This is a genomic window from Arthrobacter sp. Z4-13 (assembly GCF_054792705.1).
The window spans coordinates 2,437,380-2,464,330 of sequence record NZ_CP096459.1; the positions used below are offsets into that span (position 1 = coordinate 2,437,380).

The 26,951-nt window shown below is 65.3% G+C and carries 21 protein-coding genes and 1 tRNA gene; 9 read left to right on the forward strand and 13 right to left on the reverse strand.

Annotated elements, in window-relative coordinates; all coding sequences use genetic code 11:
- Window positions 1-7: 7 nt before the first annotated feature.
- The 7 genes from prfA to argS form a co-directional block, all read right to left on the reverse strand.
- Window positions 8-1,081, reverse strand: coding sequence for a peptide chain release factor 1 (gene prfA, locus M1E07_RS13015; RefSeq protein ID WP_307094605.1), 1,074 nt, complete (start codon window positions 1,079-1,081; stop codon window positions 8-10).
- A 254-nt stretch (window positions 1,082-1,335) separates the two neighbouring features.
- Entirely contained in the window at window positions 1,336-3,525 is a 2,190-nt protein-coding gene (rho, locus tag M1E07_RS13020) for a transcription termination factor Rho (RefSeq protein WP_461187094.1), read from the reverse strand.
- A 297-nt stretch (window positions 3,526-3,822) separates the two neighbouring features.
- Window positions 3,823-4,797, reverse strand: a complete 975-nt coding sequence (thrB, locus tag M1E07_RS13025; RefSeq protein ID WP_461187095.1) for a homoserine kinase — start codon at window positions 4,795-4,797, stop codon at window positions 3,823-3,825.
- A 2-nt stretch (window positions 4,798-4,799) separates the two neighbouring features.
- On the reverse strand, window positions 4,800-5,906 hold the full coding sequence (gene thrC / locus M1E07_RS13030; RefSeq protein WP_461187096.1) for a threonine synthase: 1,107 nt from the start codon (window positions 5,904-5,906) through the stop codon (window positions 4,800-4,802).
- Window positions 5,907-7,223: a homoserine dehydrogenase gene (locus tag M1E07_RS13035; RefSeq protein ID WP_461187097.1), complete on the reverse strand. Its 1,317-nt coding sequence runs from the start codon at window positions 7,221-7,223 to the stop codon at window positions 5,907-5,909.
- Window positions 7,224-8,699: a diaminopimelate decarboxylase gene (gene lysA / locus M1E07_RS13040; protein ID WP_461187098.1), complete on the reverse strand. Its 1,476-nt coding sequence runs from the start codon at window positions 8,697-8,699 to the stop codon at window positions 7,224-7,226. It lies immediately after the preceding gene.
- Window positions 8,700-8,704: 5 nt separating this feature from the next.
- On the reverse strand, window positions 8,705-10,354 hold the full coding sequence (argS, locus tag M1E07_RS13045; RefSeq protein ID WP_461187099.1) for an arginine--tRNA ligase: 1,650 nt from the start codon (window positions 10,352-10,354) through the stop codon (window positions 8,705-8,707).
- A 181-nt stretch (window positions 10,355-10,535) separates the two neighbouring features.
- On the opposite strand from argS, the gene M1E07_RS13050 reads away from it, so the two are divergent.
- The 4 genes from M1E07_RS13050 (at window position 10,536) to M1E07_RS13065 (ending at window position 13,618) form a co-directional block, all read left to right on the forward strand.
- Window positions 10,536-11,012 (forward strand): FMN-binding protein, encoded by a 477-nt coding sequence (locus M1E07_RS13050; RefSeq protein WP_461187100.1) that lies wholly within the window; start codon window positions 10,536-10,538, stop codon window positions 11,010-11,012.
- Window positions 11,013-11,015: 3 nt separating this feature from the next.
- Window positions 11,016-11,888 (forward strand): FAD:protein FMN transferase, encoded by an 873-nt coding sequence (locus M1E07_RS13055; protein ID WP_461187101.1) that lies wholly within the window; start codon window positions 11,016-11,018, stop codon window positions 11,886-11,888.
- Window positions 11,885-13,429, forward strand: a complete 1,545-nt coding sequence (locus M1E07_RS13060) for a ferredoxin--NADP reductase (protein ID WP_461187102.1) — start codon at window positions 11,885-11,887, stop codon at window positions 13,427-13,429. Before M1E07_RS13055 ends, M1E07_RS13060 begins: the two co-directional genes overlap by 4 nt.
- A gap of 113 nt (window positions 13,430-13,542) precedes the next feature.
- Window positions 13,543-13,618 (forward strand) — tRNA-Arg (locus M1E07_RS13065).
- Between the two features lie 228 nt (window positions 13,619-13,846).
- On the opposite strand, the gene M1E07_RS13070 is transcribed toward M1E07_RS13065, so the two are convergent.
- A complete protein-coding gene (locus M1E07_RS13070) occupies window positions 13,847-15,631 on the reverse strand; it encodes an HNH endonuclease signature motif containing protein (RefSeq protein ID WP_461187103.1) in 1,785 nt (594 codons plus the stop codon).
- A gap of 140 nt (window positions 15,632-15,771) precedes the next feature.
- On the opposite strand from M1E07_RS13070, the gene M1E07_RS13075 reads away from it, so the two are divergent.
- Window positions 15,772-16,824 carry a M4 family metallopeptidase gene (locus tag M1E07_RS13075; protein WP_461187104.1) on the forward strand — a complete coding sequence of 351 codons (1,053 nt, stop codon included), beginning with the start codon at window positions 15,772-15,774 and terminating at the stop codon, window positions 16,822-16,824.
- A 58-nt stretch (window positions 16,825-16,882) separates the two neighbouring features.
- Entirely contained in the window at window positions 16,883-17,206 is a 324-nt protein-coding gene (locus tag M1E07_RS13080; RefSeq protein ID WP_461187105.1) for a protealysin inhibitor emfourin, read from the forward strand.
- A gap of 9 nt (window positions 17,207-17,215) precedes the next feature.
- On the opposite strand, the gene M1E07_RS13085 is transcribed toward M1E07_RS13080, so the two are convergent.
- On the reverse strand, window positions 17,216-18,184 hold the full coding sequence (locus tag M1E07_RS13085; protein ID WP_461187106.1) for a GlxA family transcriptional regulator: 969 nt from the start codon (window positions 18,182-18,184) through the stop codon (window positions 17,216-17,218).
- Window positions 18,185-18,265: 81 nt separating this feature from the next.
- Between M1E07_RS13085 and M1E07_RS13090 the strand changes: the two genes are divergently transcribed.
- Together M1E07_RS13090 and hrpA are read left to right on the forward strand one after the other, a co-directional pair.
- Window positions 18,266-18,433, forward strand: coding sequence for a hypothetical protein (locus M1E07_RS13090; protein WP_461187107.1), 168 nt, complete (start codon window positions 18,266-18,268; stop codon window positions 18,431-18,433).
- Between the two features lie 81 nt (window positions 18,434-18,514).
- Window positions 18,515-22,477, forward strand: a complete 3,963-nt coding sequence (gene hrpA / locus M1E07_RS13095; protein WP_461187108.1) for an ATP-dependent RNA helicase HrpA — start codon at window positions 18,515-18,517, stop codon at window positions 22,475-22,477.
- Window positions 22,478-22,514: 37 nt separating this feature from the next.
- Here the strand turns inward: hrpA and M1E07_RS13100 are convergent, their stop codons facing one another.
- Genes M1E07_RS13100 through M1E07_RS13110 form a run of 3 tightly spaced genes read right to left on the reverse strand, consistent with a single transcriptional unit; the run spans window position 22,515 to window position 25,066 of the window.
- The gene (locus M1E07_RS13100) at window positions 22,515-22,940 is read right to left on the reverse strand and encodes an HIT family protein (protein ID WP_461187109.1); all 426 of its coding nucleotides are present in this window, start codon (window positions 22,938-22,940) and stop codon (window positions 22,515-22,517) included.
- Window positions 22,937-24,130, reverse strand: coding sequence for an NAD(P)-dependent alcohol dehydrogenase (locus M1E07_RS13105; protein ID WP_461187110.1), 1,194 nt, complete (start codon window positions 24,128-24,130; stop codon window positions 22,937-22,939). The genes M1E07_RS13100 and M1E07_RS13105 overlap by 4 nt, the downstream gene beginning before the upstream one ends.
- A 9-nt stretch (window positions 24,131-24,139) precedes the next feature.
- On the reverse strand, window positions 24,140-25,066 hold the full coding sequence (locus M1E07_RS13110) for a sulfurtransferase (protein WP_461187111.1): 927 nt from the start codon (window positions 25,064-25,066) through the stop codon (window positions 24,140-24,142).
- A 73-nt stretch (window positions 25,067-25,139) separates the two neighbouring features.
- Between M1E07_RS13110 and M1E07_RS13115 the strand changes: the two genes are divergently transcribed.
- On the forward strand, window positions 25,140-26,231 hold the full coding sequence (locus tag M1E07_RS13115; protein WP_461187112.1) for a PLP-dependent cysteine synthase family protein: 1,092 nt from the start codon (window positions 25,140-25,142) through the stop codon (window positions 26,229-26,231).
- Here the strand turns inward: M1E07_RS13115 and M1E07_RS13120 are convergent.
- Window positions 26,228-26,884 carry an MBL fold metallo-hydrolase gene (locus M1E07_RS13120; protein ID WP_461187113.1) on the reverse strand — a complete coding sequence of 219 codons (657 nt, stop codon included), beginning with the start codon at window positions 26,882-26,884 and terminating at the stop codon, window positions 26,228-26,230. The two genes, M1E07_RS13115 and M1E07_RS13120, sit on opposite strands and share 4 nt — an antisense overlap.
- Window positions 26,885-26,951: the final 67 nt, after the last annotated feature.

A 26,951-nucleotide genomic window follows, 5' to 3' on the forward strand; every position in this document is an offset into this window, starting at 1 on the left:
GAACGCGTTAGTCGCCGATGGCGTCCAGGCGTGCCTGTTCGTCCATCTCGATTGCGGACTGGATAACCGGTTCCAGGTCACCGTTCATCACCTGGTCCAGGTTGTACGCCTTGTAGCCGGTGCGGTGGTCCGCGATCCGGTTTTCCGGGTAGTTGTAGGTGCGGATGCGCTCCGAGCGGTCCATGGTGCGGATCTGCGATTTCCGCTGGGCCGAGTTCTCGGCGTCGATCTGCTCCTGCTGGTGTGCCAGGATGCGTGCCCGCAGCACGCGCATGCCGGCTTCACGGTTCTGCAGCTGCGACTTTTCGTTCTGCATGGCCACTACGATGCCGGTGGGAAGGTGGGTAATACGCACGGCGGAGTCGGTGGTGTTGACGGACTGGCCGCCGGGACCGGAGGACCGGTAGACATCGATCTTCAGGTCGTTCTGGTTGATTTCGAGCTCTTCCGGCTCATCCACTTCAGGGAGAACGAGGACACCGGCGGCAGAAGTGTGGATGCGGCCCTGCGACTCCGTCACGGGGACGCGCTGCACCCGGTGCACCCCGCCTTCAAACTTGAGCCGCGCGAAGACGCCCTCGGCGGGATCGTTCGAGCTGCCCTTCACGGCAACCTGCACGTCCTTGTAGCCGCCGAGATCGGATTCCGTGGCGGAAATGATTTCAGTCTTCCAGCCGCGCGACTCGGCGTACCGGGTGTACATCCGCAGGAGGTCGGCAGCGAACAGGGCAGCCTCGTCGCCGCCCTCCCCGCCCTTGACCTCGAGGATCACGTTGCGGGCATCGTCCGGGTCACGGGGAATAAGGAGGCGCCGAAGTTTGGCCGCGGCAACTTCCAGCGACTCCTCCAGCTCAGGCACCTCAGCAGCAAACTCGGGATCCTCGTCAGCCATCTCCTTGGCAGCAGCAAGGTCATCCTGAATGGCTTCCCACTTGTGGTAGGCCTCCACAATGCCGTTGAGCTGAGCCGAACGCCGCCCAAGCTTCCGGGCAAGCCGCTGATCAGCATAAACAGCAGGATCCCCCAGCTGCGCCTGGATAGCATCATGCTCATCAAGCAGGCCCTGTACGGACTCAAACATTTTTTAAAACCTTTCAACGCGCTGGGAGACAGTCTAATTTCGCCGAGCGATTGGTGAGACAACGACAAGGCGTTCGGATTTTGCCGCCCCGGGAGTGGCATCGGGCCTGCCGGAGCTGGGAGGCTGACGATCGAAGATCGAAAGCCTCCCAGCGTAGGGGCGGGGGCGGCAAAATCCGAACGACAAAGGGGCGGGGGCGGAACATCCGCGCGGCACCCGCCGCACGAACGCACCAGCGCCCGCCCCTGACTCAGCTATTTGTCGTTATCCGACTTCGCACCAAGCGTCGTCTTCTGAACCTGCATGAGGAACTCGACGTTGCTCTGGGTCTCCCGGATCTTGTTGGTCAGCAGTTCAAGGCTCTGCTGGGTCTCGAGTCCGGAGAGGACGCGGCGCAGCTTCCACATGATCTTGACTTCCTCGGGCGAGAGCAGGTTCTCCTCGCGGCGTGTGCCGGACGCGTTGACGTCCACGGCCGGGAAGATGCGCTTGTCGGCAAGCTGGCGGGACAGGCGGAGCTCCATGTTGCCGGTGCCCTTGAACTCTTCGAAGATGACCTCGTCCATCTTGGAACCGGTCTCCACGAGTGCCGTTGCCAGGATGGTGAGCGAGCCGCCGTTTTCGATGTTGCGGGCTGCACCGAAGAAGCGCTTGGGCGGGTACAGTGCTGCGGAATCCACACCACCGGACAGGATGCGGCCCGAGGCCGGTGCTGCCAGGTTGTAGGCGCGGCCCAGACGGGTCATGGAGTCCAGCAGGACCACCACGTCCATGCCCATTTCCACGAGGCGCTTGGCGCGTTCGATGGAAAGCTCGGCCACGGTGGTGTGGTCGTCGGCGGGACGGTCGAAGGTGGACGCAATGACTTCGCCCTTGACGGTGCGCTGCATGTCCGTCACTTCTTCAGGGCGTTCGTCAACGAGCACCATCATGAGGTGGACCTCAGGATTGTTGGTGGTGATGGCGTTGGCGATGGACTGCAGGATGAGCGTCTTGCCGGCCTTCGGCGGGGAGACGATCAGGCCGCGCTGGCCCTTGCCGATCGGGGCAACCAGGTCGATGACGCGGGGGCCGATCTTCTTGGGGTCGGTCTCGAGGCGCAGGCGCTCGGACGGGTACAGCGGAACCAGTTTGGCGAACTCGACGCGGTCCTTGAGTTCTTCCGAGGTCTTGCCGTTGACTGACGTCACGCGGACCAGGGCGTTGAACTTCTGGCGGGCCGACTGCTGGCTGCGGTCTTCGCCGTCGCGGGGAGCGCGGATGGCGCCAACCACGGCGTCGCCCTTGCGCAGGTTGTACTTCTTGACCTGGGCGAGGGAGACATACACGTCGTTCGGACCCGGGAGGTAGCCGGAGGTGCGGATGAACGCGTAGTTCTCCAGAACGTCCAGGATGCCGGCAACCGGCAGCAGGACGTCGTCCTCGGTGACCTCGACGTCGTCGACGTCCGGTCCCTGGGCACGTCCACGACGGCGGTCGTTGCGGTCGCGGAAACGGTCGTTGCGGGAGTTGTCCCGGTCCTGGCCGCCTGAACGGTCATTCCGTTCATTCCGGTCGTTGCGGTCACGGCGGTTACGGCGGTTGCGGCGGCTGCCGCCGTCGGCGTCGTCGCTGTCGCGGTTGTCATCGCGGCGGGTGCCTTCACGCTGGCCTGCCTCACGGCTGCCCGCGTTGTCCCGGCCGCCGTCGGCGTTCTCGCGTGCAGCGTTGTCGCGGCCGCGGGTGCGTCCGCCCTGGCGGTCGGTGCGCTGCGCGGCTTCGCCGGCTTCAGCTTCGGTCCGCTCGCCGGTGCGTTCTTCCGTGCGGGGTTCTGCGCCGGCCTGCGCTCCCGAGCGATGCCCGGCGTCGGCCTGTTCTGCCGGTGCCTCCACAGCCTCGGCACCCTGCGGTGCTGCTGCGGCTGCTTCACCGCGGCGGCGGTTGCGGGTACGAGGCTGGCGACGCTCGGCACCCTCGGCCGCTTCGGGAACCTCGGCGGCGGCCGGAGCCTCAACCGGAGCGGCCGTGCCGGTTTCAGCAGCAGCCGGTTCAGCGGCTGCGGGTGCTACCACTCCATCACTGACGGCGCGGCGGCTGCGGCCACGGCCTCGTGCCCGCGTTCCTTCAGCAGGCGCCTCGGTTGTTTCAGCAGGAGCCGCCGGGGCGGACACTGCCGGAACAATTGCCGGGGCAGACACGTTCTCGACGGCCTTTTCAGCTGCCTTGGCCGGAGCCTTTGTCACCGGAGCCTTTGTCATGGGGGTGCCGGCGCGGTGGGCGGAAATGGCTGAAACCAGGTCCCCCTTGCGCATCCGGGAACCGCCGGAAATCCCGAGCTGGCTGGCAAGTGCCTGCAGCTGGGCGAGCTTGAGGCCGGCAAGGCCGCTGCTCTTGGCGGGTGCGGCCGGTGATTCGGCAGCAGAAGATAGTTCCACAGCTGGCGACAGCTCAGTGGTTTCGGTCACGAAGGATCCTTCCCCCTCGACGGCGTCCAGACTGGGAGCTGGACGCGATGATTTGATCTGGGCTGCAGTTCAGATCTGCAGCCGGATTGCTCGGCCTTGCCGGTTGGATATCGGCCAGCAGGGCCGGATACTAATTCACCTTGCGCTCCGCCCACGGCGGGACGCAGGACTGACGCTTCAGGGGCAGTTTGAGTGCTGCAGATTCCTGCGACAGACCAAGCAGGCGGCACCGGAATACATTGCGCAATAAGAGACCAAGCGGCAGCTACGTGCAATAGCAGATCAGATAGGCGTCAATTACCGCCGGTGCAACTCCACCTTAGCACCTTCAACGTCCACTGCCAGCTTCAGAACACGCCACCCGATGTCCGGCGTGTTCGCGGCGGTGAACTCCTTGATGAAAGCAACGACGGCCGCCGCTTCAGACTGTCCGTCAGCCAGCACCAGGACTGTTGGCCCGGCACCCGAAACCACCGCCGCGTGCCCGCCTGCGCGAAGCGCCGAAATCAGCGCAGCGCTTGGACGCATGGCCTCGGCGCGGTAACTCTGGTGGAGGTAGTCCTCGGTGCCGGCCAGCAGGAATTCGGGCTTGCTGGTCAAGGCATGGATCAGCAGGGCCGCGCGTCCGGCATTCATCGCCGCCGCGTGGTGCCCCACGGAGGCCGGAAGCAGGGCACGGGCGGCCTCCGTTGATAGCTCGAAATCAGGAACCGCTACGACTGGGACCACCGTTTTGGACACCGTCGCACTGGTACTGCTGTACTGGTCACTGTCCTGCCACGACAGCGCCAGTCCGCCGAAAATGGCCGGTGCCACGTTGTCCGGGTGCCCTTCCAGCTCGCTGGTGAGCTGCAGGATCCAGTCCTTCCCTCGACGGCTGGCTTCCGGCACCAGGGCGTTTGCCGCGGACACGGCTGCGACGACAGCCGATGCGGACGAGCCGAGGCCGCGGCCGTGGGGATTGACGTTGTCAGCCGTGACCTTCAGCCCTCCGTGCCGGAAACCCAGCCGTTCGAAGGCCGCTTCCATTGCCCGGATAACAAGGTGGCTGGCGTCCCTCGGCAGGGTGTCGGCGCCTTCACCCCGGAGATCGAACAGGAGTTCCTCGGATTCGAGGCTCTCAACTGTCAGCGTGTCATGCAGGGCCAAGGCCAGGCCCAGGCTGTCGTAGCCCGGACCAAGGTTGGCCGTGGTGCCCGGAACCCGGACCGTGACCCGCTGTCCGGGTTCAATAAGCTGCAGTCCGACGGCGGTCTGCGAGGTGGTGTCCAAGGCTACTTTTCTTCCAGTCCCAGTTCGGCAGCAACGGTGACCACGTCATTGGAAACCTTGACAGGCAGGACATCGCTGCCGTCCTCGGTGCGCAGGGCCCACTGGGGATCCTTCAGGCCGTGGCCCGTGACGGTGATGACGATGGTCTTGCCGGCAGGAACCTCGCCCGCGGCGTGCTTCTTCAGCAGGCCAGCCACGCCCGCCGCGGAACCGGGCTCAACGAAAACGCCCTCGCGGGAGGACAGCCAGCGGTGGGCGCTGAGGATTTCCTCGTCGGTCACCGCGTCGATAAATCCGCCGGATTCGTCGCGGGCGCCAATGGCACCGTCCCAGGACGCAGGGTTGCCGATGCGGATGGCCGTGGCAATGGTGTCCGGTTCGGTGATGGGGTGACCGGCGACGAAAGGCGCCGCCCCTGCTGCCTGGAAGCCCCACATGGCGGGGGTTTTGGTGGAGACGGCGGGAAGCGTGCCGGCGGTTTCGGACTCGAACGGAGCGGAGTACTCCTTGTAGCCCTTCCAGTACGCGGTGATGTTTCCGGCGTTGCCCACCGGCAGCACGTGGATGTCCGGAGCGTCCCCCAGGGCGTCGACGATCTCGAAGGCGCCGGTTTTCTGTCCCTGGATGCGGGCGGGGTTGACGGAGTTGACCAGGAAGACCGGGTAGGACTCCCCCAGCTTCCGGGCGATGTCCAGGCAGTTGTCGAAATTGCCGTCCACCTGGAGCAGGGTGGCGCCGTGGGCGATGGCCTGGCTGAGCTTGCCCATCGAAATCTTGCCCTCGGGCACCAGGACGGCGCACTTCAGGCCGGCCGCCGTTGCGTAGGCGGCGGCAGAGGCCGAGGTGTTACCGGTGGAGGCGCAGACCACGGCCTTGGCACCGGATGCGACGGCGGCGGTCATGGCCATGGTCATGCCGCGGTCCTTAAAGGAGCCGGTGGGGTTCATGCCCTCCACCTTCAGGTACACCTCCGAGCCGGTGAGCTCGGAGAGCTTCTGCGCGTGCACCAGCGGGGTGCCGCCCTCACCCAGGGTGATGACCCGGGTGGATTCCGTCACGGGCAGACGGTCAGCGTATTCGCGGATAACGCCGCGCCATTGGTGAGCCACTTAGACTCCTTCTACCCGCAGAACGGATGTAACTGAATTGATGACGTCCAGGCCCTTGACGGCCTCGACGGTGGCCGCGAGGGCAGCCTCTGATGCGCGATGCGTGACGATGCGCAGTTCGGCTGACTCCACGTTGGACTCGGCGTCCCGGTGGATGGTCTGCCGCATGATTTCGATGGAGACGCCGTGCTCGGCGAACAGCTGTGCGATCTTTGCCAGGACGCCCGGCTGGTCCGCTACGTCGAGGCCGATGTAGTAGCTGGTGACGGCAGCGTCGATAGGCAAGGCCGGAACATGGCCGGTAGTGGTTTCGGTACGCTGGGGTCCGCCCAGGACGAGGCGGCGGGCGGCAGAGACAAGGTCACCGAGGACGGCGGACGCCGTAGGCGTCCCGCCTGCGCCCTGGCCGTAAAACATCAGTTCGCCGGCGTTCTCGGCCTCGATGAACACCGCATTGAAGGCGCCGCGGACGGCAGCCAGCGGGTGCTCACGGGGCAGCAGTGTTGGATGCACACGCACCGAAACGCCTTCGCCGCCGTCGGCATCGGTGAGCTTTTCGGCGATCGCCAGCAGCTTGATGACGAAACCGGCATCCTTGGCCGCGGCAATGTCTGCGGCGCTGACCGAACTGATGCCTTCGCAGTGGACATTCTCCAAGGCGAACCGGGTGTGGAAGGACAGCGTGGCGAGGATGGCCGCCTTGGCTGCTGCGTCGTGGCCTTCGACGTCGGCAGTAGGGTCTGCTTCGGCATAGCCGAGGCGCTGGGCTTCGGCCAGGGCATCGGCGAACTGGGCGCCGGTGGAATCCATCTGGTCCAGGATGAAGTTGGTGGTGCCGTTGACGATGCCCAGCACCCGGGTGATCCGGTCGCCGGAAAGGCTGTCGCGGATGGGCCGCAGGATGGGGATCGCGCCGGCCACGGCAGCTTCGTAGGACAGCTGCACACCGGCCTTATCCGCCTCTTCGTAGAGGGTGGGTCCGTCCTGGGCCAGCAGGGCCTTGTTGCCGGTGACCACACAGGCACCGTTCTGCAGCGCGGACAGGATCAGCGAACGGGCCGGTTCGATGCCGCCCATCAGTTCGATGACCAGGTCGGCGTCCTTGACCAGGGTGTCGGCGTCGGTGGTGAACAGTTCCTGCGGCAGCTCAACGTCCCGCTTGGAGTCCACGTTGCGTACGGCAATGCCGGACAGCTGCAGGCGCGCGCCGGTACGGGCGGCAAGGGCGTCGGCGTCCTCAATGAGAATCCGCGCAACCTGGGCCCCAACGTTGCCACAGCCCAGCAGGGCCACTTTCAGGGTTCGCAATTCAGACATTCAGGCTCCCATGTCGCGGTTCAAAAGATCTTCTTCGGTTTCCCCGCGGACAATCAGCCGGGCAGATCCGTCGCGCACCGCGACAACGCCCGGCCGGGCCAGATAGTTGTAGTTGCTCGAGAGGGCCCAGCAGTAGGCGCCGGTTCCCGGTACAGCAAGCAGATCACCGGCTGCCACGTCCTCGGGCAGATATACATCTCTAACAACTATGTCGCCGCTCTCGCAATGTTTGCCCACCACGCGGGACAGCTGCGGCGCAGCTGTGGACGTACGGGAGGCCACAATCGCCGAATAATCCGCGTCGTAGAGCACCGGCCGGGCGTTGTCGCTCATGCCGCCGTCCACCGACACATAGCGGCGCGGATACGTAACGTTTTCGTCTGCCGCACCGGCGTCGCCGGAACCGGGGGCATCGACCCGCACAGTCTTGAGCGTCCCCACCTCGTACAGGGTGAAGGTGGTGCTGCCCACGATGGCGCGCCCCGGCTCAATGGAGATACGCGGCGAGGTGATGCCGAGTTCGGCGCAGGTGGTACGCACGACGGCGGCCATCGCCGCCGCAATTTCAGCTGCCGGGCGGGGAGTGTCCACCGGCGTGTAGGCGATCCCGTAGCCGCCGCCGAGATCAAGCTCCGGCATAACGATGGAGTACTTTTCCTGCATGGCGGCGAGGAAACGAAGCAGCTTCTCGGCCGCCAGGGCAAAGCCGTCCGGCTCGAAAATCTGGGAGCCGATGTGGCAGTGCAGGCCCAGGAGCTCGATACCGGGGTGTGCCGACGCCGCTGCTACCGCTTCCTCGGCAGCAGACAGGCCCGCCTGGTCCGTCGTATCAGCCGCCATGGAGAGGCCGAACTTCTGGTCCTCATGCGCAGTGGCGATGAACTCATGCGTGTGCGCGTGGACGCCTGGAGTGAGCCGCAGCATGACCTTGGCCTGTTCGCCGCGGGCCTGGGCTATGTCGCCCACCCGCACCAGCTCGGACAGGCTGTCCACCACGATCCGGCCGAGGCCCATGTCCAGGGCACGGTTAAGCTCACCGTCGGACTTGTTGTTCCCATGCAGCGCCACGCGCCCACCGGCGATTCCCGCACGGGCGGCGACGGCGAGCTCTCCGCCGGAGGCAGTGTCCAGGCGCAGGCCTTCCTCCTCCACCCACTTCACAACAGCGGTGCAGAGGAAGGACTTTCCCGCGTAGTAGACGTCCACGCCGCCGCAGATGTCAGCGAAGGCAGCATCGAAGGAATCCTTGAATGCCCTGGCCCGGGAGCGGAAATCTGCCTCGTCCAGAACGAAGAGGGGCGAGCCGAACTGCTCTTTCAGTTCCTGGACGGTGAGGCCTCCAACGGTGAGTGAGCCGGCGTTGTTGCGTTGCACGCTTCCCGCCCACATCGGTTCCTGGAGGGCGTTCAGGTCAGCGGGCACTGCGAGCCATTCGGGTGCCAGCGGGGACGCGGCCTTCGAGGTTTCTACAGACATTGCCATCACATCCGTTCCGGCGCGGAAACGCCAAGCAGGTCAAGGCCGTTGGCGAGCACCTGGCTGGTGGCATCGTTGAGCCACAGCCGGGTGCGGTTGACGTCGGTCACCGCTTCGTCGCCCATGGGCGCGATGCGGCAGGCATCGTACCAGCGGTGGTAGGCGCCGGCGATGGTTTCGAGGTGCCGTGCCACGCGGTGCGGTTCGCGCAGTTCCGCGGCCTTTGCCACGATCGAGGGGTAGCTGCCCAGGTAGGACAGCAGCTCGTTCTCCGTGGCATGGTCCAGGAGCGAGGCGTCGAAAGCGGACCGGTCCACGCCGGCGTCTACGGCGTTGCGGGCTGCGCCGCGGGAACGGGCGTGGGCGTACTGCACGTAGAACACGGGGTTCTCGTTGCTGTGCTTCTTCAGCAGCTCCGGATCCAGCGTCAGTGGGGAGTCGGCCGGGAACCGGGCCAGGGAGTAGCGGACAGGATCCTTGCCGAGCCAGTCGATGAGGTCTTTCAGCTCGATGATGTTGCCTGCGCGCTTGGACAGCTTGGCGCCGTTCACTGAAACCAGCTGGCCGATCAGGACTTCGATGTTCACCTCGGGATCGTCCCCGGCGCAGGCGGCGATGGCCTTGAGCCGGTTGATGTAGCCGTGGTGGTCGGCGCCGAGCAGGTAAATTTTCTCCGTGAAGCCGCGGTCCTTCTTGGACAGGTAATAGGCGGCGTCGGCAGCGAAATAGGTGGGCTCACCGTTGGCACGGATCATCACCCGGTCCTTGTCGTCGCCAAAGTCCGTAGTACGCAGCCAGACAGCACCGCCGTCGTCGAACACGTGGCCCTGCTCGCGAAGGCGGGCAACGGCACTTTCGATGGCGCCGGCGTCGTGCAGCTCCTGCTCGGAGAAGAACACGTCAAACTCGACGCCGAAGTCGGCGAGGGTGGCCTTGATGTCCTTCATCTGTGCCTTGTACGCGGCTGCGCGGATGACCGGAAGGGCGGCAACTTCAGTCAGTTCGCGGATGTCGGGGTGCTCGGTGATGACCTCGCGGCCCAGGTCCGCAATGTACTGGCCCGGGTAACCGCCGTCGGGCACGGGCCGGCCGTGCAAGCGGGAGTACACGGAGTTGGCGAAGACGTTCATCTGTGAACCGGCGTCGTTGATGTAGTACTCGGCCGTGACCTCGGCGCCGGAGGCGCGCAGCACACGGGCGATGGCGTCCCCCAGGGCCGCCCAGCGGGTGTGCCCAATGTGCAGCGGGCCGGTGGGGTTGGCGGAAACGAACTCCATGTTCACGGTGTGGCCGGCGAGCGCATTGTTGGTCCCGTACTGCGGGCCGGCTTCGACGATGACCTTGGCGAGGGCGCCGGCCGTTGCAGCGTCAACGGTGATGTTCAGGAACCCGGGGCCTGCGATGTCCACGGCGGAAACCCCGTCGATCGATTTAAGCCGCGCGCTCAGCACGGTGGCGAATTCGCGGGGGTTCGTGCCGGCCTGCTTGGCAAGCTGCAAGGCGATGTTGGTGGCCCAGTCGCCGTGGTCGCGGTTCTTGGGTCGCTCCACTCGTACCTCATCTGGCACTGCTGATGCTGAAAGGGCGATCTCGCCGGCGTCTACGGCGTCTTTCAGGCAGGCGGATATGGCGAGGGAGAGTTCTTCGGGAGTCACCCCTCTAGCCTACCGGGGGCCAGTGACAGCAAAAGAATCGGGAATGTGCCGGCACCATAGGCATTCCACAGGAAATCCACAAGGCAGTCACAAGTTGAACCAATAAGCTGGGTTCATCGTTGACACCAGCGTAAGCACTGTCCCGCACTGTCCCAGAGACTTAACCGAAATGAGAGCCTTCATGAGACCGTCAGTCCGCAAGAGTGTTTTCGCCGGGATCGCCGGCCTTTCCCTCGCCGGAACGGTGGCCGGTTGCGCCCCGTCCGCCACTGAAAGCACGCAGGCAGCCCCCGCCGGCAGTGCTGCAGCAAACTCCGCCACAACGCCGTCCTCCGGCGCCTCGCCGCTGGCCACCAGCGGTTCGGCTTACAAAGACGGCACCTACAGTGCTGACGGAAACTACGTTTCTCCCAACGGCAACGAGACGGTTGGCGTCGAGCTGGCCCTTGCCGGGGGCACAGTGACGGCCGTCAACATCACACAGCATCCCTCCAACCCGAACACCCGAAAGTTCCAGGGCGAGTTCGCCAGCGGTATCGCGTCGCAGATCGTTGGCAAGAACATCGACGAACTCAACGTCTCGAAGGTGGCCGGCTCCTCCCTGACGAGCGGCGGTTTCAACCAGGCCGTGGAACAGATCAAGGCGGAGGCGCAGTAGACCGTGCCGGGCGCGGACTGGGCTGACTTTGCGTTCGAAGGAATTGGCACGCAGTGGGAAATTTCCACGCCTCTTCCGCTTGCTGGGTCAGTCCGGGCATGCCTCCTTAACCGCGTGGAGGAGTTCGACACCGAGTGGTCCCGTTTCCGCGCCGATTCCCGCGTCAGCACCATGGCGCGGGGATCGGGGCGGTTCAGCTTCCCGGGCGAGGCAGACCGGCTTGGGCCGCTGTACAGGACGCTTTACGAGCTGACGGATGGGGCCATGACCCCGCTGATCGGCGCATCCCTCGAACGGCTGGGGTACGACGCCGGCTACTCACTTAAGCCCTCAGGGTCGCCGCGGCCGGCACCCCGATGGGACGAGGTCCTTGAGTGGGAGGGAACCACCATCACCACCACGTCACCCGTGGTTCTTGACATCGGGGCGGCAGGCAAGGGCCTGCTGGCCGATCTGCTCGCCGACGAACTGGACGCTGAAGGAATTGATTCCTTTGTCATCGACGGCAGCGGGGATCTGTTGGCAAGGGGCCCCCGAGCCACCCAGGTGGCTTTGGAGCATCCTTACGATCCGGGGCAGGCAATTGGCATCGTGCCCCTCGCCGGGCGCGCGCTTTGTGCCTCGGCGTCCAACCGCCGGGCGTGGGGAGACGGTCTGCACCACGTCCTGGACGGAACAACCGGGCAGCCGGTCCGGACCGCCGTCGCCACGTGGGTCCTGGCGGACACGGCGATGCTGGCCGATGCTTTGGCCACTGCGCTTTTCTTTGCCCCTGGCACCCGCTTGGAGCAGGAGTTCGATTTCTCCTGGCTGACAGTATTTTCTGACGGAAGAGCAGCCCACTCCGCCGAGTTTGAAGGGACACTGTTCACATGAGCCCCGTGGAAACGCCGAAAGCCGGTCCGGCCCCGTCCGTGGCCGCCCGGCTGGATACTGTGCTTGGTAAGTTCACGATGTACCGGCTCATCCTGCTGGTCCTTGCAGCGCTTGCCGCGTACAGCCTTCTGCTCGATGTCCTCGGCTGGCTCACGTTCGGCATTCCCGAGATGCTGGCGCACCTTGTGCTGTGCCTCGGCCTGACATACGCCTCGAACAGGGCCCTGGCGGCCCTGTTCCGGGTGCGGCCCCACTCTGAATCCTCGCTCATTACAGGGCTGCTGCTGTACTTCCTGTTCTGGCCCTCATTTGCGCCGATGGATGTGGCTGGAGTGGCTTTGGCCTGCGTACTGGCCTCGGCGTCAAAGTATGCGCTCGCGTGGCGCGGGCGCCACATCTTCAATCCCGCCGCTGCGGGGGCCTTCGTGGTTGGACTCACGGGGCTCAACGTTGCCACCTGGTGGGCAGCCACTCCAGCCATGCTGTTGCTGCTGGTGCCAGGGGTCCTTTTGGTGCTGTACCGCACGCGCAAGGTCCTGATGGCCTCGGTATTCCTCGTGGTGGCCTGCGCCATCATCGGCGCAGAACTGCTTCAGGCCGGCATGTCCGTGGGGATGGCGCTGTGGCAGTCGTTGGCCCAGCGGCCGCTGCTGTTCTTTGTGGGCTTTATGCTCACCGAGCCGCTGACACTGCCGCCGCGCAGGTGGCAGCAGTTGGCACTTGCGGCTGTGGTGGGCGTGGTTTTTGCAGTCCCCTACAACTTCGGCTTCCTGGCCAATTCTCCTGAGGCCGCGCTGCTGCTGGGCAATCTTCTCGCCTTTATGGCGGGCCAGCGGGGCGGTGTGCGGCTGAGGTTCAACGGGACCAGGCCGCTGACGCCCAGCACCACTGAGTTTTCGTTCGAGCCTTCCCGGGCTGTTCGCTTTGTCCCCGGGCAATACATGGAGCTGGACCTTCCGCACGCCAAGTCCGATGGAAAAGGACGACGCCGGGTGTTCAGTTTGACGGGTTCCCCCAGTGAGCACCTGGTGAAGTTCGGCGTGCGGACTGCCGAGCCCCTGTCCGCCGCCAAGAAGGTCCTCCTTTCGCTGCAGCCGGGCGACGAGCTGACGGCCACTTCCGTTGGGGGCGACTTTGTCCTCCCCCGCGACCCCCGCAAGCCCGTTTTGCTGATGGCCGCCGGCATCGGCATCACGCCTTTCCTTTCACATATCTCCTCCGGTGGTTTGCGGGACCGTGACGCCGTGATCCTCCTGCTGGCCAGGAGCGCCGACGAGATCGCATATGCGGATGAATTGAAGGCCTCAGGTGTCCGTGTGGTTGCCCGCATTGCCGATGGCTCCGAGCCGCCGGCGCACATCACTGCATTCCCGTCAGATGGGACCAGGGTGGACGGTGAAGCCCTTAAGGCACTCGTTCCCGACGTCGCTGACCGCGAGGTTTATATTTCGGGCTCACCGTCGAGCGTCGCCTCGCTGCGTCAGGCTGCACGGCAGGCCGGGGCCGGGCGGGTGCACGTGGACTCGTTCTCCGGCTACTAATCCCCACTCCCAGGAACGCCCGTGGCCGACTCCTGAGTGGCGATTTTCCCTTGCGGGCCACCTTCCTGCTAAGCTCTAGGACGTCCCGCCAGCAACGGCAGGAACCCCGGATTGCCCTCGTAGCTCAGGGGATAGAGCGTCTGCCTCCGGAGCAGAAGGTCGTAGGTTCGAATCCTATCGAGGGCACCATCAGAAGCACCCCGGTCCACGGACCGGGGTGCTTTTCCTTGTCCGGCTGGCTTTGATAAACGTGTGGCCTTAGCTGGGGGTCAGCGGCTAAGAGGTGTTTGAGGGTTGGGCCGCCCACCCGCGCCTTCCGGGCTCAGTGGAAATACTTCCGGGCTTAGCGGAAACAAATGTGCAATGCCCGGGCGGGACGCGCAACACAACCCCGGACACCAGTTAGGACCACTCCGGTCATGGTGAGGCAACGGCATTCGCCTCGCAGGCCATCTTCCACCAGATTTCTTCCGGTAGCGGGTCCTGGGGCAACGTGTAGCCGGGCAGCAACCAGTCATCAAAGGTGTCTTCCGGCAACTCTTCGTGCCAAAACGCGTTCTCGACAGGCAGGTCGTCGGCAGGAGGCCAGGCTTGCGGCAAGTCGTCGGGCGGAGGCCAGGCTTGCGGCAAGTCGTCGGGCGGAGGCCAGGCTTGCGGCAAGTCGTCGGGCGGAGGCCAGATCTGCGACAAGTCGTCCGGCACGCCGGGCTTCGCTGCCGCGGAAGATTCCGGCCAGTGAGGTGGTTCCCAGTCCTGGTGTTCGCTTTTGTAGTGCCGGCCGGTGGGTGAGATCCAGCCGGGTGGTTCGTTCATGGTGGCCGGTGTTGGTTTCCATCTGCTGGTGTGCCGAAGTTTGTGGTGTTTGCGGCAGGGTTGGCCGAGGTTTGATATTCCGGTGGTGCCGCCTTTGTGCCAGGCGAGGAGGTGGTCCGCTTCGTTGTCGAGGGAGTTGTTGTTGCAGCCCGGGAAGGGGCATTTGCCGTCCCGCAACCTGAGCCAGTTCCGCATGGCCTTGCTGACCCGGTAGCTGGTGCGGCCGATTTCCAGAGGTGCCCCGTCGCGAGGATCGACCAGCACCCGGTAGAACGACCCGGCACCGTTTGCCACGAGCTTGCGCGCCATGGAGGCCGGGATCGGGCCGTGCCCGTCCAGTACCGCGGGTTCGTTGGTCAGGCCCATCAGGGAGAACACCGGCACGGTGACCAACACCTGCGCCCGGATCGACGAAGATGGGCCGGGATCCGTTCCTGCACCCTCGCCTGCACCGTCGCCGCTGCTGGCAGTGTTATCGCTGCCGAGAAGCCCTGAAGAGAAACTATCGGCTACCAGTTGGGTCAGGGTGCGGGGCTCGTCCGGGCCCTGCATGCCCCTGGCAAGAGCGGTGAGCCGGTTCCGGATCGCCGACGCCCGGTCCGCTGGCAGGTGGGCGGCGACCCACGCCATCCCGTCACTGTCCGGCCAGTACTCCACCCGACGGTCCGCGACACTTTTCGCGTGCCGTTTCTCCAGGCTCTCCGGGTGATGGCGTTCCCGCCAGCCCCGGGCTCTGGCTTTGAACCGGTAGGCCGGCATCTCCCCGACCGGGCAGCCGCGGGCGGGGCTCGGCGCCGCCGGGTCCAGGAAGTGCGCCTCCAGCGCCGCCGCACCAGCGGGATCAAGACACGCGGTCTGCTCGATCATGGTCCGGGCGTGCGCCCACGAGATCGTCCCCGACTGCAGGGCCGCGAGCGTCCGGGGCAGGGAACTGGTCAGGGCGGCGTGCGCCTCGGCGAGCAGGGTACCGGCGGCCCGGTCACCGATCGCCAGCGCACACCCGACCTCGGCCACCAGGCTCCGGTCCTGCGCACCGGCCTCCTGCGGCGACCCGGCCGGAGGATTCAGCGCCTTCGTGGCTTCGGCCAGCACCGCCACGGCCTGTGCCTTCACGGCCGCGATCTTCGCTTCCGAGCGCGCCACCCCGGCAAGGACATCCAACGCCGCATCAGCAACCCGCTGCAACGGATCATCACCAAACCCCGCCACGGCCGCAGTTCCAAACGCCATGGCATCAGGCCCGCCAGCGCCAACGGAAGCAGCAGCGGCACCGGAAGCAGCAGCGGCACCGAAAACGGCAGTCTCCCTGCCAGCCAGCGCAACCCTGAACGCAGCAACAGCAGCATCAACCGCCACCTCCGCCTCCACCACTGCCGGGTTCGTTCCCATACCTCCATCATCGCGAGGGGGTCTGACATTCCTGGTTGCACCCAAAAGTTGCAGTCAACAACGGGCGGAACTCCGCGTGAATCCCCTGCTTTGTCGGTACCCCCTCGTAGTCTGAATTTACCTAGTTGAGGGGGTACGCCATGCACGTTCCGTTCTGTTCCATCATTCCGCCCTACCTGTTGAGGCGGCTGGCCAGGCAGGACGCTCCGGAGTTTTCCGCAGCCGCACGGGCGGCCAAAGAAGCTTTGGGGCATGTCCGCTCTGTCCAGGCAGCCCGCTCCCAGGCCGCCCCGGACATCCCGGCAGGTGTGCGCCAGGCCAAACCAGGACCACCGAACCGATCGGTTTTCAATGCCGTTGGCTCGGAAACCCTCCCGGGCAAACTCGCCCGTAAGGAGGGAGAGCCTGCTACGGGGGATCCTGCAACGGACGAAGCCTACGACGGTCTGGGCCACACGCACCGGCTGTACGCCGACGTCTTCGGAAGGAACTCCATCGACGCCCGGGGGCTGCCCCTGAATGCCACCGTGCACTTCGGCAAGCTCTACGACAACGCGTTCTGGGACGGGACGCAGATGGTCTTCGGCGACGGCGACGGGGAGGTCTTCGAGCGGTTCACCAGGTCCCTCAGCGTCATCGGCCACGAGCTTGCCCACGGGGTTACCCAGCACTCCGCCGCCTTGGTGTACCGGAACCAGGCCGGGGCAATCAACGAGTCAATGTCGGACGTTTTCGGCGCCCTCGTTGAGCAGTACGTGAAGAACCAGTCGGTTGCAGAGGCCACCTGGCTCATCGGCGAGGGGCTTTTCACGCCGGAGGTGGAAGGGCGCGCCCTGCGTTCCCTGAAAGCACCCGGAACGGCGTACGACGACGACGTGCTGGGTAAGGATCCCCAGCCGGACTCCATGGACACTTACGTGAGAACGAGCGCCGACAACGGCGGTGTCCACATCAACTCAGGTATCCCCAACCGGGCGTTCTACCTGGTGGCGGAAAAGCTGGGCGGGAACGCCTGGGACTCCCCCGGGCGTATTTGGTATGAGACGCTCACCGGCGGCAATTTGCCTATGGGCGCTACCTTCACCGTATTCGCCCGCGCCACGGCTGCTACGGCCGGGGAACTTTTCGGTTCTGATTCAAAAGAGCATGACGCCGTTCGGAACGCGTGGGAAACTGTGAAGGTCAAGCTTTAACGGGACGCCTGGCTGGGTACTTCGGGCCACCAGGCTCGACGTACCCAGGAACCAGGCCATGAAGATCAGTGTGGAGCGCACCGGCGGTATCGCGGCGATGACTCGGGTTTGGACTGTTAACGCTGTGTCCGAGACTGCCAGGAACCAGTGGCAGCCCATCGTGGAAGCATGCCCCTGGGACGCCGTGCCCAGGACACCGCGGGACGCCGCAGCGGAATTCGCAGGAGCCCAACAGCCGGACCGGTTCATCTACTCGATTCGGGCAGGCGAGCACCGCGCTTCCCTGCCCGAGCGGGCAGTTACCGGCCCTTGGCGGGTGCTGGTGGACAGCACCCGCGCGGCCGCCGAAGAATCACGCGCACCGCAGCGCCGGGATGGGTAAGGCCAAGGGCTAACCGGCCTCTGCCAGCTGGCCTCTGAACGCCCTGCGGTAGGACTGCGGGCTCGTGTCCAGGACTTTCCCGAAGTGGTGCCGCAACAGGACCGGATGCCCGAAACCGGACTCCCGTGCAATCTCCTCAATGTTCATGTCCGTGGCCTCAAGGAGTTCCTGCGCCCGAAGCACCCGCTGGGAGTTGAGCCAGGCTGCCGGTGTTGCCCCCGTTTCTGACCGGAACTTCCGGGCGAACGTCCGGGCGGACATGTGCACCCGCGCCGCGAGCTCGTTGACCGTATGCTCGCGGTCCAGGTGCTCCACCATCCAGCGCAGGAGTTCCTCCATTGGCGCGGAACCGCAGGTAGGCATGGGGCGGTCAATAAACTGTGCCTGGCCGCCGTCCCGATGCGGGGGGACCACCATGTCCCGGGCTATCGCGGCGGCCACGTGCGCGCCCAACTCGACCCGCACCAGGTGCAGGCAGGCATCGATCCCGGCAGCCGTACCGGCGGAGGAGATGATGTTGCCGTCCTGCACGTACAGGACGTTTTCGTCCACCTGCACGTGCGGATATTCGGCGGCCAGTTGGCCGGAATAGTGCCAGTGCGTGGTGCAGCGGCGGCCGTCCAGGAGACCGGCCCGGGCCAGGGCGAAGGCTCCGGAGCAGATGGACATCACCCACGCTCCCCTTGCATCCGCAGCCCGAAGGGCCTCGAGGACGGACTCCGGCAGGTCCTGGTCCCGGCCGTAGGGAGCCATGATCACCAGGTCGGCGTCGGCAGTGGCTTCCAACCCCAGGCTCACATTCATGGACAATCCGGACTTGAGCTGGACGTTGCCGGGAGACGGCGTGCAGACGCGGAAGTCAAAGGCGGGGACGCCGTTCCCCCGGCCGGACCTGTCAATCCCGAACACCTCGCAGGCGGTCCCGAATTCGAACATCGAAAAGTTGGGAACCACGATGACTGCTACTGATTTCAGCATGGTTCCATTGTGGCAGGAATTTTAGCCTTTTGGGCATTTCTGCCACTTTTTCCTAGTCCCGAAGAGGAGAAGCATGGAGGTATGGAAATCCTCACAACCATCCTCATCGTCCTGCTGCTCCTCATATTTGCCGCCACGGTGTCGGCTCTGCTCCAAGACGGCCGGGGGCACACGCCTCCCGTCGAATCGCATGAAGCATGGACCGCGCTGGACCTTCCCAGCACCAACTACACGCTCCGCATTTTCTAAGCCTGACAAACCCACAACCGGGGATAGCTGCGACCAGTCGAAACGGGAAGCCCGGGCTCCCGCAGTAGACTGTCAGCAGCCATGACACTTCACATCTCCTATCCTGCCGAGCTGCCGGTCTCCGAGCGCCGCGAAGACCTGATGGCCGCCATCGCAGCGAACCAGGTCACCATCATCGCCGGCGAGACTGGCTCCGGTAAGACTACCCAGATTCCCAAAATGTGCCTCGAACTTGGCCTGGGCGAAAACGGCCTGATCGGGCACACCCAGCCGCGCCGGCTTGCAGCCCGCACGGTGGCCGAGCGCATAGCCGAGGAACTGGGCGTGGACATCGGCCAGGAGGTTGGCTTCCAGGTCCGCTTTACCGGCGAGGTCAGCCGGAATACCAAGGTCAAGCTGATGACCGACGGCATCCTGCTGGCGGAAATCCAGCGCGACAAGCTGCTGCGCAAGTACAACGCAATCATCATCGATGAAGCACATGAGCGCAGCCTCAACATTGACTTCATCCTCGGCTACCTCAAGCGGATCCTGCCGCAACGGCCAGACCTGAAGGTGATCATCACCTCCGCCACCATCGATCCCCAGCGCTTCGCCAACCACTTCGGCTCGCCCGAAGATCCCGCCCCCATCATTGAGGTCTCGGGGCGGACCTACCCGGTGGAAATCCGGTACCGCCCGCTGTCACAGCCGCCCGCCGGAACGGATGAAGAGAACGCGTCCGACGACGAACTCGAGGAAGACCGCGATCCTCTGGATGCGGTCTGTGATGCTGTCGACGAACTTGCTGCGGAAGCGCCCGGCGACATTTTGGTGTTCTTTTCCGGCGAGCGCGAGATTCGGGATGCTGCCGACGCCCTCCAAGCCCGCATCCAGTCGAACCGGAGGTTGGCCGGAACCGAAATCCTCCCCCTGTTCGCGCGGCTGAGCCTGCAGGAACAGCACAAGGTGTTCCATCCCGGCAGCAAGCGCCGGATCGTCCTTGCCACCAACGTTGCTGAGACATCGCTGACCGTGCCGGGCATTAAGTATGTGATCGACACCGGGACGGCCCGCATTTCCCGGTACTCGCACCGGACCAAAGTCCAGCGGCTCCCCATCGAACGCGTCTCCCAGGCATCGGCCAACCAGCGTTCCGGGCGGTGCGGGCGTGTGTCCGACGGCATCGCCATCCGCCTCTACTCCGAGGACGACTTCGAGTCCCGGCCACGCTTCACGGACCCCGAAATCCTGCGCACCAACCTCGCTGCCGTCATCCTGCAGATGACAGCCATGGGAGTGGCGCGCGGGCCGAAGGACGTCGAAAACTTCCCCTTTGTGGAGCCCCCTGAAACGCGGGCAATTAATGACGGCGTGACGCTGCTGCGCGAACTTGGCGCGTTGGCTGCCGCCCGGCCCCAAAACGGCGCGGGCGGGGCGAACGGCGGCGGCGGCCTCACTGCCGTCGGGCAGAAACTCGCCCAGCTTCCGGTGGATCCCAGGCTGGGCCGGATGATCGTGGAAGCGGGAAAACGCGGGTGCGTCCGCGAAGTCATGATCCTGGCAGCGGCGCTGACCATCCAGGACCCCCGCGAGCGCCCCACAGACAAGCAGCAGCTCGCGGCGGAAAAACACAACCGGTTCAAGGACGAGAACTCGGACTTCACCGGCTTCCTTAACCTCTGGAACTACATCCAGGAGAAGCAGCAGGAGCTGTCGTCGTCGGCCTTCCGCCGGCTGTGCCGGGCCGAATTCATCAACTATCTCCGGGTGAGGGAATGGCAGGATTTGTTTGCCCAATTGCGCCAGCTGGCCCGCCCCCTGGGCATCAGCCTGGACAACAAACGCCTGGCCGATCCCGTGGGCAACCACGACGGCATACACATCAGCCTCCTGTCCGGGCTCCTGAGCCACATCGGCATCCTGGACGAGCGCAAGCGTGAATATGCCGGCGCCAGAGGCAGCCGTTTCGCGGTCTTCCCCGGTTCAGCACTGTTCAAGAAGTCGCCCACGTTCGTGATGGCGGCGGAACTGGTGGAGACCAGCCGGCTTTGGGCCAGGGTTGCCGCCAGGTTCGATCCCGCCTGGGCGGAGCAGGTGGCCCCCGACCTGGTCAAACGCAGCTACAGCGAACCGCATTGGTCCACCCGCCAGGGCGCAGTGATGGCCTACGAAAAGGTCACCCTTTACGGCGTGCCCATCATCGCCCAGCGCAGGATCAACTACGGCAGGGTGGATCCCGTCGTCGCCAGGGAACTCTTTATCAGGCATGCCCTGGTGGAGGGTGACTGGAAAACCCATCACAAGTTCTTCCACCGCAACCGGGCCCTCCTGCAGGAGGTTGAGGAACTCGAAGCCCGGATGCGGCGGCGGGATCTCCTGGTGGACGACGAGACGCTGTTTGAGTTCTACGACGCTCGAATCGGGCCGGACGTGGTGTCCGAGCGGCACTTTGATAAGTGGTGGAAGGACGCCCGACAGGAGAACCCGGACCTCCTGGACTACGACAAGTCGCTCCTCCTCAGCGACGACGCCGACAACCTGGATGTCTCCGCCTACCCGAAGACGTGGCTGCACAAGGGCTTTGAGCTGCCGCTGACCTATGAGTTCCACCCGGTGGCTCCCGGCTCACCGCCCAACCCGAGCGACGGCGTTACTGCCGAAGTGCCGGTCCTGTTCCTTAATCAGCTGGACGACAAAGCATTCCGGTGGTTGATCCCCGGCCAGCGCGTGGAACTCGTAACGGCCCTGATCAAGTCCCTGCCCAAGCAGGTCCGCAAGAACTTTGTGCCTGCGCCGGACGTGGCCCGGCAGGCAGTGTCAGTCCTGGAGTCCGATTTCGATCCCGCCTCCGACGATCTGGAACCCTCCCTCGAACTTGCACTCCGCCGCGTCCGCGGACACGTTATCCCACCCGGTTCGTGGAACTGGGATGCGGTGCCCCCGCACCTGCGGGTGACTTTCAAAGTGGTGGACAGCAGGGGCAAGGCGCTGGATGAGGGCAAGGACCTCGCAGCCCTTCAGGAAAAGCTTGCGCCGGCCACCCGGCGGGCCATTGCCGAATCGCTGGGGGCCACGCCCGCCTCTACCGCCCCGCTGAGCAAGGCAGGGCGGGCAGCGGGCAAGGCCGACGGCGGGAGTGCCCGCGTGCAGGCGCCTGCCCAGGTGCCGGACGGGTCCGGCCAGTCCGGGTTCCGGGAGCAGGAGGGCCTCACTGAGTGGAGTTTCGGGACCCTCCAGCGCCAGGTCAGCAACATGGTCAAAGGCCACACCGTCACCGGTTATCCGGCCTTGCAGGACCAGGGAAAGTCCGTGGCACTCCGGGTTTTCCAGACGGCGGACGAACAGCAGGAAGCCATGCGCGGCGGCGTGATCAGGCTGCTGGCCCTGCGCGTTCCTGCTCCTGACCGCTATGTGCTGGAGCACCTGAGCAACACGGAGAAGCTGACATTCAGCCAGAACCCGCACGGCTCAGTTGCGGCCCTCATTGCAGACTGTGCGCTGGCGGCTATCGACAAGCTCACCCCCGCCGAGCTCCCCTGGGACCGGAAATCCTTTGACGGACTTTACGAGCTGGTCCGGGCTGAGCTGATAGACACCGTGTTCAGCGTCACGGCTGTGGTGGAGCGCATCCTCGCCAGTACCCGGCGCATTGAGAAGCAGTTGAAAGGGACCACCAGCCTGGCCCTCATCAGCGCGCTCAATGACATCAAGAGCCAGCTGGAGCAGCTGGTCTACCCCGGCTTCGTGGCGCGGACCGGCTATGCCCAGCTCAGCCAGCTCCCCCGGTATCTCGCCGCCATTGAAAAGCGGCTGGAACGCCTCCCGGGCAACGTCCAGCGGGATGCCCTCAGCATGGCGGTAGTACAGCGCTTGGAGGATGACTACGACGACGCCGTGTCGGCCCTGCTTCCGGGACGGCGGGCCGGCGGCGAACTCAGCCAGGTTCGGTGGATGATTGAAGAGCTTCGGGTGAGCCTCTTCGCCGTCGAGCTTGGAACCGCCTATTCGGTGTCCGAAAAGCGGATCCGCGCCGTGCTCAACAAGGCACTGGCCCCGGCCTAGGCGGAACGCCTCAGCGAACCGTTTGGGCCGGAAGCCGTCAGGCCGGGACGAACTTTCCGTACCCGGCAGCCCGCAGGCCCTCCCGCAATTTTTCCGCGTTGGCGTCCAGTACTTCCGGATCCGGGTTCTGGTCCGCGGTCGCAAAGTTGAACTCAGCCATGCTTCGGGAGGGCCACACGTGCACATGGAGGTGGTCGATCTCGTAGCCGGCCACGATCAGCCCGGCGCGCGCTGCGCCAAAGACGTCCACCTGGACGGCTCCGATCCGCCGGGCCACCTCCATGACCCTCGCCAGGGTCTCCGGGGAGGCATCAGTCCAGCGGTCCACCTCCTCGGTGGGAACCACCAGGGTATGGCCGTCCGCCAGCGGACCGGTGGTGAGGAACGCGGAAACGTCGTTTTCCCGCCACACGAACCGGCCGGGAATTTCGCCGTTCAGAATCCTCGTGAAGAGCGTGCTCATGCGTCTGCCTCCTTGGCGGGTGCCTGCAAAGTGCTGGTGTCCAGCACAAACCGGTATTTCACATCGCCCGCAACCATCCGGTCGTAGGCTTCATTGAGCTGGCCGGCGCCGACCACTTCGATGTCGGCCACCACCCCGTGCTCCGCGCAGAAGTCCAGCATTTCCTGGGTTTCGGCAATTCCTCCGATCAGCGAGCCGGCGTAGGCGATCCGCCTCCTGATCAATGCCCGGGGGTTCACGGGGGGCATAGCTTCGGACGGAAGTCCGAGCTGGAAAAGCGCACCGTCAACGCGCAGGGTCCGGAACAGCGGGTTCAGGTCGTGGGGCGCGGCCACGGTGTCGATAATCAGGTCGATGGTGCGGTTCGCCGCGTCCATCGCCGTTTCATCGGTGGACAGGACAACTTCGTCAGCCCCCAGTTCCAGGGCGGCCGGCACTTTGGACTCAGACGTGGTGAACACCACCACCTTCGCTCCCATCGCTTTGGCAAGCTTGACGGCCATGTGGCCGAGTCCGCCCAGCCCCACCACCCCTACGACGTGGCCCTCTTCGACGTCGAAGTGCCGCAGGGGCGAGAAAGTGGTGACCCCCGCGCACAGCAGCGGCGCGACGGCGGCCGGGTCAAGGGAGTCCGGCACGCGAAGGACGTAGCGGCGGTCCACTACCACTGAGGAGGAATAGCCGCCCTGGGTGATCGATCCACCGTTCCGCCGGTCCACGCCACCGTAGGTGCCGGTCATTCCGTTTTCGCAGTACTGTTCCAGGCCGTCCAGGCAGCTTTCGCACTCACGGCAGGAGTCAACGATGCAGCCAACACCCACCCGGTCCCCCGGCGCGAAGCCGGTAACGGCTGACCCGACCGCGCTGACTGTACCGACGATTTCGTGGCCGGGCACCAGCGGCCAGACCTTGCCACCCCACTCCCCACGCACCGCGTGGACATCGGAATGGCACAGCCCGCAGAACTCAATGGCAATTTCGACGTCGTCTTCCCGTAGTTCGCGGCGCGCAAGGGTCAGCGGGACCAGGCCGCTGTCCGCCGAGGTTGCGCCGTACGCGGCAGCCAGGACGCCGCCGTCGGAAGCAGCGGATCCGGCGGCCCTCGACCCGGGGGCAGCAGTTTCAGGGACGACAGGTTTGGGGGTGACAGGTTTTGCGAGGGGCGGCGGCACGGGGCGTCCAGGAGTCATAGTGCGACGCTACCCTTGCCCGGCCTGGTCTTTCCACTCCGCAGGCCCGTCGCCTCGGGGCTCAGGTCCCGTCACCACCGGCAGATGGGGGTTGCTGGACCACTCGGAGAAGGATCCGGGATAGAGTGCGGCGCGGAAACCGGCGAGCTCCAGGGCAGCTACCTGATGGGCTGCCGTGACGCCGGATCCGCAGTAGACGCCCACCTGGATATCGTCGGCAATGCCCAGCGCCTCAAATCGTTGGCGCAGTTCGGCGGGCGGCAGGAACCGGCCGGCGCTGTCCACGTTTTCCGAGGTCGGCGCGCTGACTGCACCCGGAATGTGGCCTGCCCGGGGATCAACAGGCTCAATCTCGCCGCGGTACCTCTCTCCGGCCCGTGCATCCAGCAGAATCCTGCCCGCGGGCCTCCCGCCCGGACGGGCGCCCCCGGCAAAGGGCCGGTCCTCCACCCAGGCGGTCACGTCGGCTGCCGCCAGGACCGGCATCTGCCCGTCGGCCAGCGACACGTCCCCGGGATGGGCCTGGACCCCGCCCTGTTCCAAGGGCAGGCCTGCTGCACGCCAAGCCGCCAGGCCGCCGTCGAGCAGGTGAACCGCCGGGAGGCCGGCGTTCCGCAGCATCCACCACACCCGGGCGGCCGCCATGTTGCCGCTGTCATCGTAGGCCACCACAACATCGCCGTTGCTGATGCCCCAGCGCCTCGCCGCATCCTGGAACCGCAGGGGTGATGGCAGCGGATGCCTGCCCCGCTCCGGGACGGCAGGGTCCGCAAGTTCGGTGGCCAGGTCAACGAACACGGCGCCCGGCAAGTGCCCCTTTAAGTAGTGGTCGTGGCCGTGCGGATCGCCCAGCGCCCAGCGCACGTCCAGCAGCACCACGCGCTGTCCGCCGGCACGGCGCTTCTCCAGTTCGGAAACATCCATCAGCGGATTCATTGTGCTCCTTCAAACGGGCGGCCAACGCTCCCACTCTAACGGCAGGTGCGGCGGCCGCAGGTAGGCTGGTGCGGTGAAGATCGAGCGCACCGCGGGCCGGGACTGGGCCGACGAAGCCATCCGGAAAATCACGGCGGAAAACAACCGCTCCGCGGACACCCACCTTTACTCGGTACCCCTGCCCGAGCACTGGGGCGTCCAGCTCTATCTCAAGGATGAGTCGACGCACCGCACCGGCAGCCTCAAGCACCGGCTGGCGCGCTCCCTGTTCCTGTTCGGTCTCGTCAACGGCTGGATCAGGCAGGACACCACCATCGTTGAGGCCTCCAGCGGCAGCACCGCAGTGTCCGAAGCATACTTCGCCCAACTCCTGGGACTGCCGTTCATTGCCGTCATGGCCCGCACCACCAGCTCCGAAAAAATCGCGCTGATCGAGCAGTTCGGCGGCTCCTGCCTCCTGGTGGACCACGCCTCCGAGGTCTACGCGACGGCGGAAGAAGTGGCCGCCACCAGCGGCGGGCACTACATGGACCAGTTCACCTACGCTGAACGGGCAACGGACTGGCGCGGAAACAACAACATCGCGGAGTCCATCTTCGGGCAGCTCGCGTTGGAAGAACATCCTGTGCCGGACTGGATTGTGGTGGGCGCAGGGACGGGCGGCACCAGCGCCACCATCGGCAGGTACGTCCGCTACAACAGCCACCCCACCCGGCTGCTGGTGGTGGATCCGGAAAACTCAGCCTTCTACCCGGGCTGGCGCAGCAAGACGTCCGGCCCTGCCACCGGATTGCCGTCCCGGATCGAGGGCATTGGCCGGCCCAGGATGGAGCCCAGTTTTGTGCCAACCGTGATCGACCACATGATCCAGGTCCCGGACGCTGCGTCGGTCGCCGCCATGCGTCACCTGCGAACGCTCGCCGGGCTCCATGCCGGCCCCTCAACCGGAACCAACCTGTGGGGCGCCTGGCAGCTCATCGCGGGAATGATCGCCGAAGGCCGCAAGGGCAGCATCGTCTCGCTGATGTGCGACGGCGGCGAGCGCTACGCGGGCAACTATTACTCCCCCGGGTGGCTGGCTTCCCATGGCCTGGACCCGGAGCCGTATGAAGCAGTCATCACGCGGTTCTTTGATACCGGCCGCTGGGACGGCGAAGCGGTTTAGACCTCCACGGACTCCCCCGCGGCCAAGTGCTGATACTCCGTGCCGTACTTGGCTCCGAGCCTCTTGACATGGCCCTCCACAATTTTCAGGCCGTTGCCATTGAGCAGTCCGTCGTGGATCTGGAAGGCCCGGGGCGCGCGGACGCCGATCACGAAGTCCACCACCTCGGCAGACTTGCTCCACGGCGCATGGATGGGCACCAGCAGTGTCTGCACACTGGTTCCGTCCGGAATAACAAAGGAGTCACCGGGGTGGTAGACATTCCCGTCCACAAGGTAGCCAATGTTGGCCACCACGGGGATCTGCGGATGGATCAAGGCGTGCTGCCCGCCAAAGCTGCGAACCTCGAAGCCTGCCGCTTCGAAGGATGACCCCGGCTCTACGGCGTGGATTCGGGCGGCTGCTTCGGAGGTTTCCTTGCGCAGGCTGCCCGCGACGCCGGCCGGGGCAAAAACCGCCAGGTCCCTGTTGCCCTTGAGTGCGGCCACCACTGCGGGAACGTCGATGTGGTCGGGGTGTTCGTGCGTGACCAGCAACGCTTCAGCACCGGCCAGCGCCTCCGCCGTTTCCGAAAAGTTCCCCGGGTCCAGTACCAAAACCCGGTTGTTTTTCTCGAGCCGGACGCAGGCATGGGTGTACTTGGTCAGCTTCATAGCGCCAGCCTAGGGTCCGGCCTGAACCCCTGTCCACGAAGCTCCGGCTGGTAATCTTGATCTTTGC

Coding starts and splice junctions, on each gene's coding strand:
- M1E07_RS13075 (WP_461187104.1), top strand. CDS start 15,772: ATGCACGTTCCGTTCTGTTCCATCATTCCGCCCTACCTGTTGAGGCGG.
- prfA (WP_307094605.1), bottom strand. CDS start 1,081: ATGTTTGAGTCCGTACAGGGCCTGCTTGATGAGCATGATGCTATCCAG.
- M1E07_RS13090 (WP_461187107.1), top strand. CDS start 18,266: ATGGAAATCCTCACAACCATCCTCATCGTCCTGCTGCTCCTCATATTT.
- M1E07_RS13050 (WP_461187100.1), top strand. CDS start 10,536: ATGAGACCGTCAGTCCGCAAGAGTGTTTTCGCCGGGATCGCCGGCCTT.
- M1E07_RS13080 (WP_461187105.1), top strand. CDS start 16,883: ATGAAGATCAGTGTGGAGCGCACCGGCGGTATCGCGGCGATGACTCGG.
- M1E07_RS13110 (WP_461187111.1), bottom strand. CDS start 25,066: ATGAATCCGCTGATGGATGTTTCCGAACTGGAGAAGCGCCGTGCCGGC.
- M1E07_RS13060 (WP_461187102.1), top strand. CDS start 11,885: ATGAGCCCCGTGGAAACGCCGAAAGCCGGTCCGGCCCCGTCCGTGGCC.
- M1E07_RS13105 (WP_461187110.1), bottom strand. CDS start 24,130: ATGACTCCTGGACGCCCCGTGCCGCCGCCCCTCGCAAAACCTGTCACC.
- M1E07_RS13070 (WP_461187103.1), bottom strand. CDS start 15,631: ATGGGAACGAACCCGGCAGTGGTGGAGGCGGAGGTGGCGGTTGATGCT.
- M1E07_RS13035 (WP_461187097.1), bottom strand. CDS start 7,223: ATGTCTGAATTGCGAACCCTGAAAGTGGCCCTGCTGGGCTGTGGCAAC.
- M1E07_RS13100 (WP_461187109.1), bottom strand. CDS start 22,940: ATGAGCACGCTCTTCACGAGGATTCTGAACGGCGAAATTCCCGGCCGG.
- hrpA (WP_461187108.1), top strand. CDS start 18,515: ATGACACTTCACATCTCCTATCCTGCCGAGCTGCCGGTCTCCGAGCGC.
- M1E07_RS13120 (WP_461187113.1), bottom strand. CDS start 26,884: ATGAAGCTGACCAAGTACACCCATGCCTGCGTCCGGCTCGAGAAAAAC.
- lysA (WP_461187098.1), bottom strand. CDS start 8,699: ATGTCTGTAGAAACCTCGAAGGCCGCGTCCCCGCTGGCACCCGAATGG.
- M1E07_RS13085 (WP_461187106.1), bottom strand. CDS start 18,184: ATGCTGAAATCAGTAGCAGTCATCGTGGTTCCCAACTTTTCGATGTTC.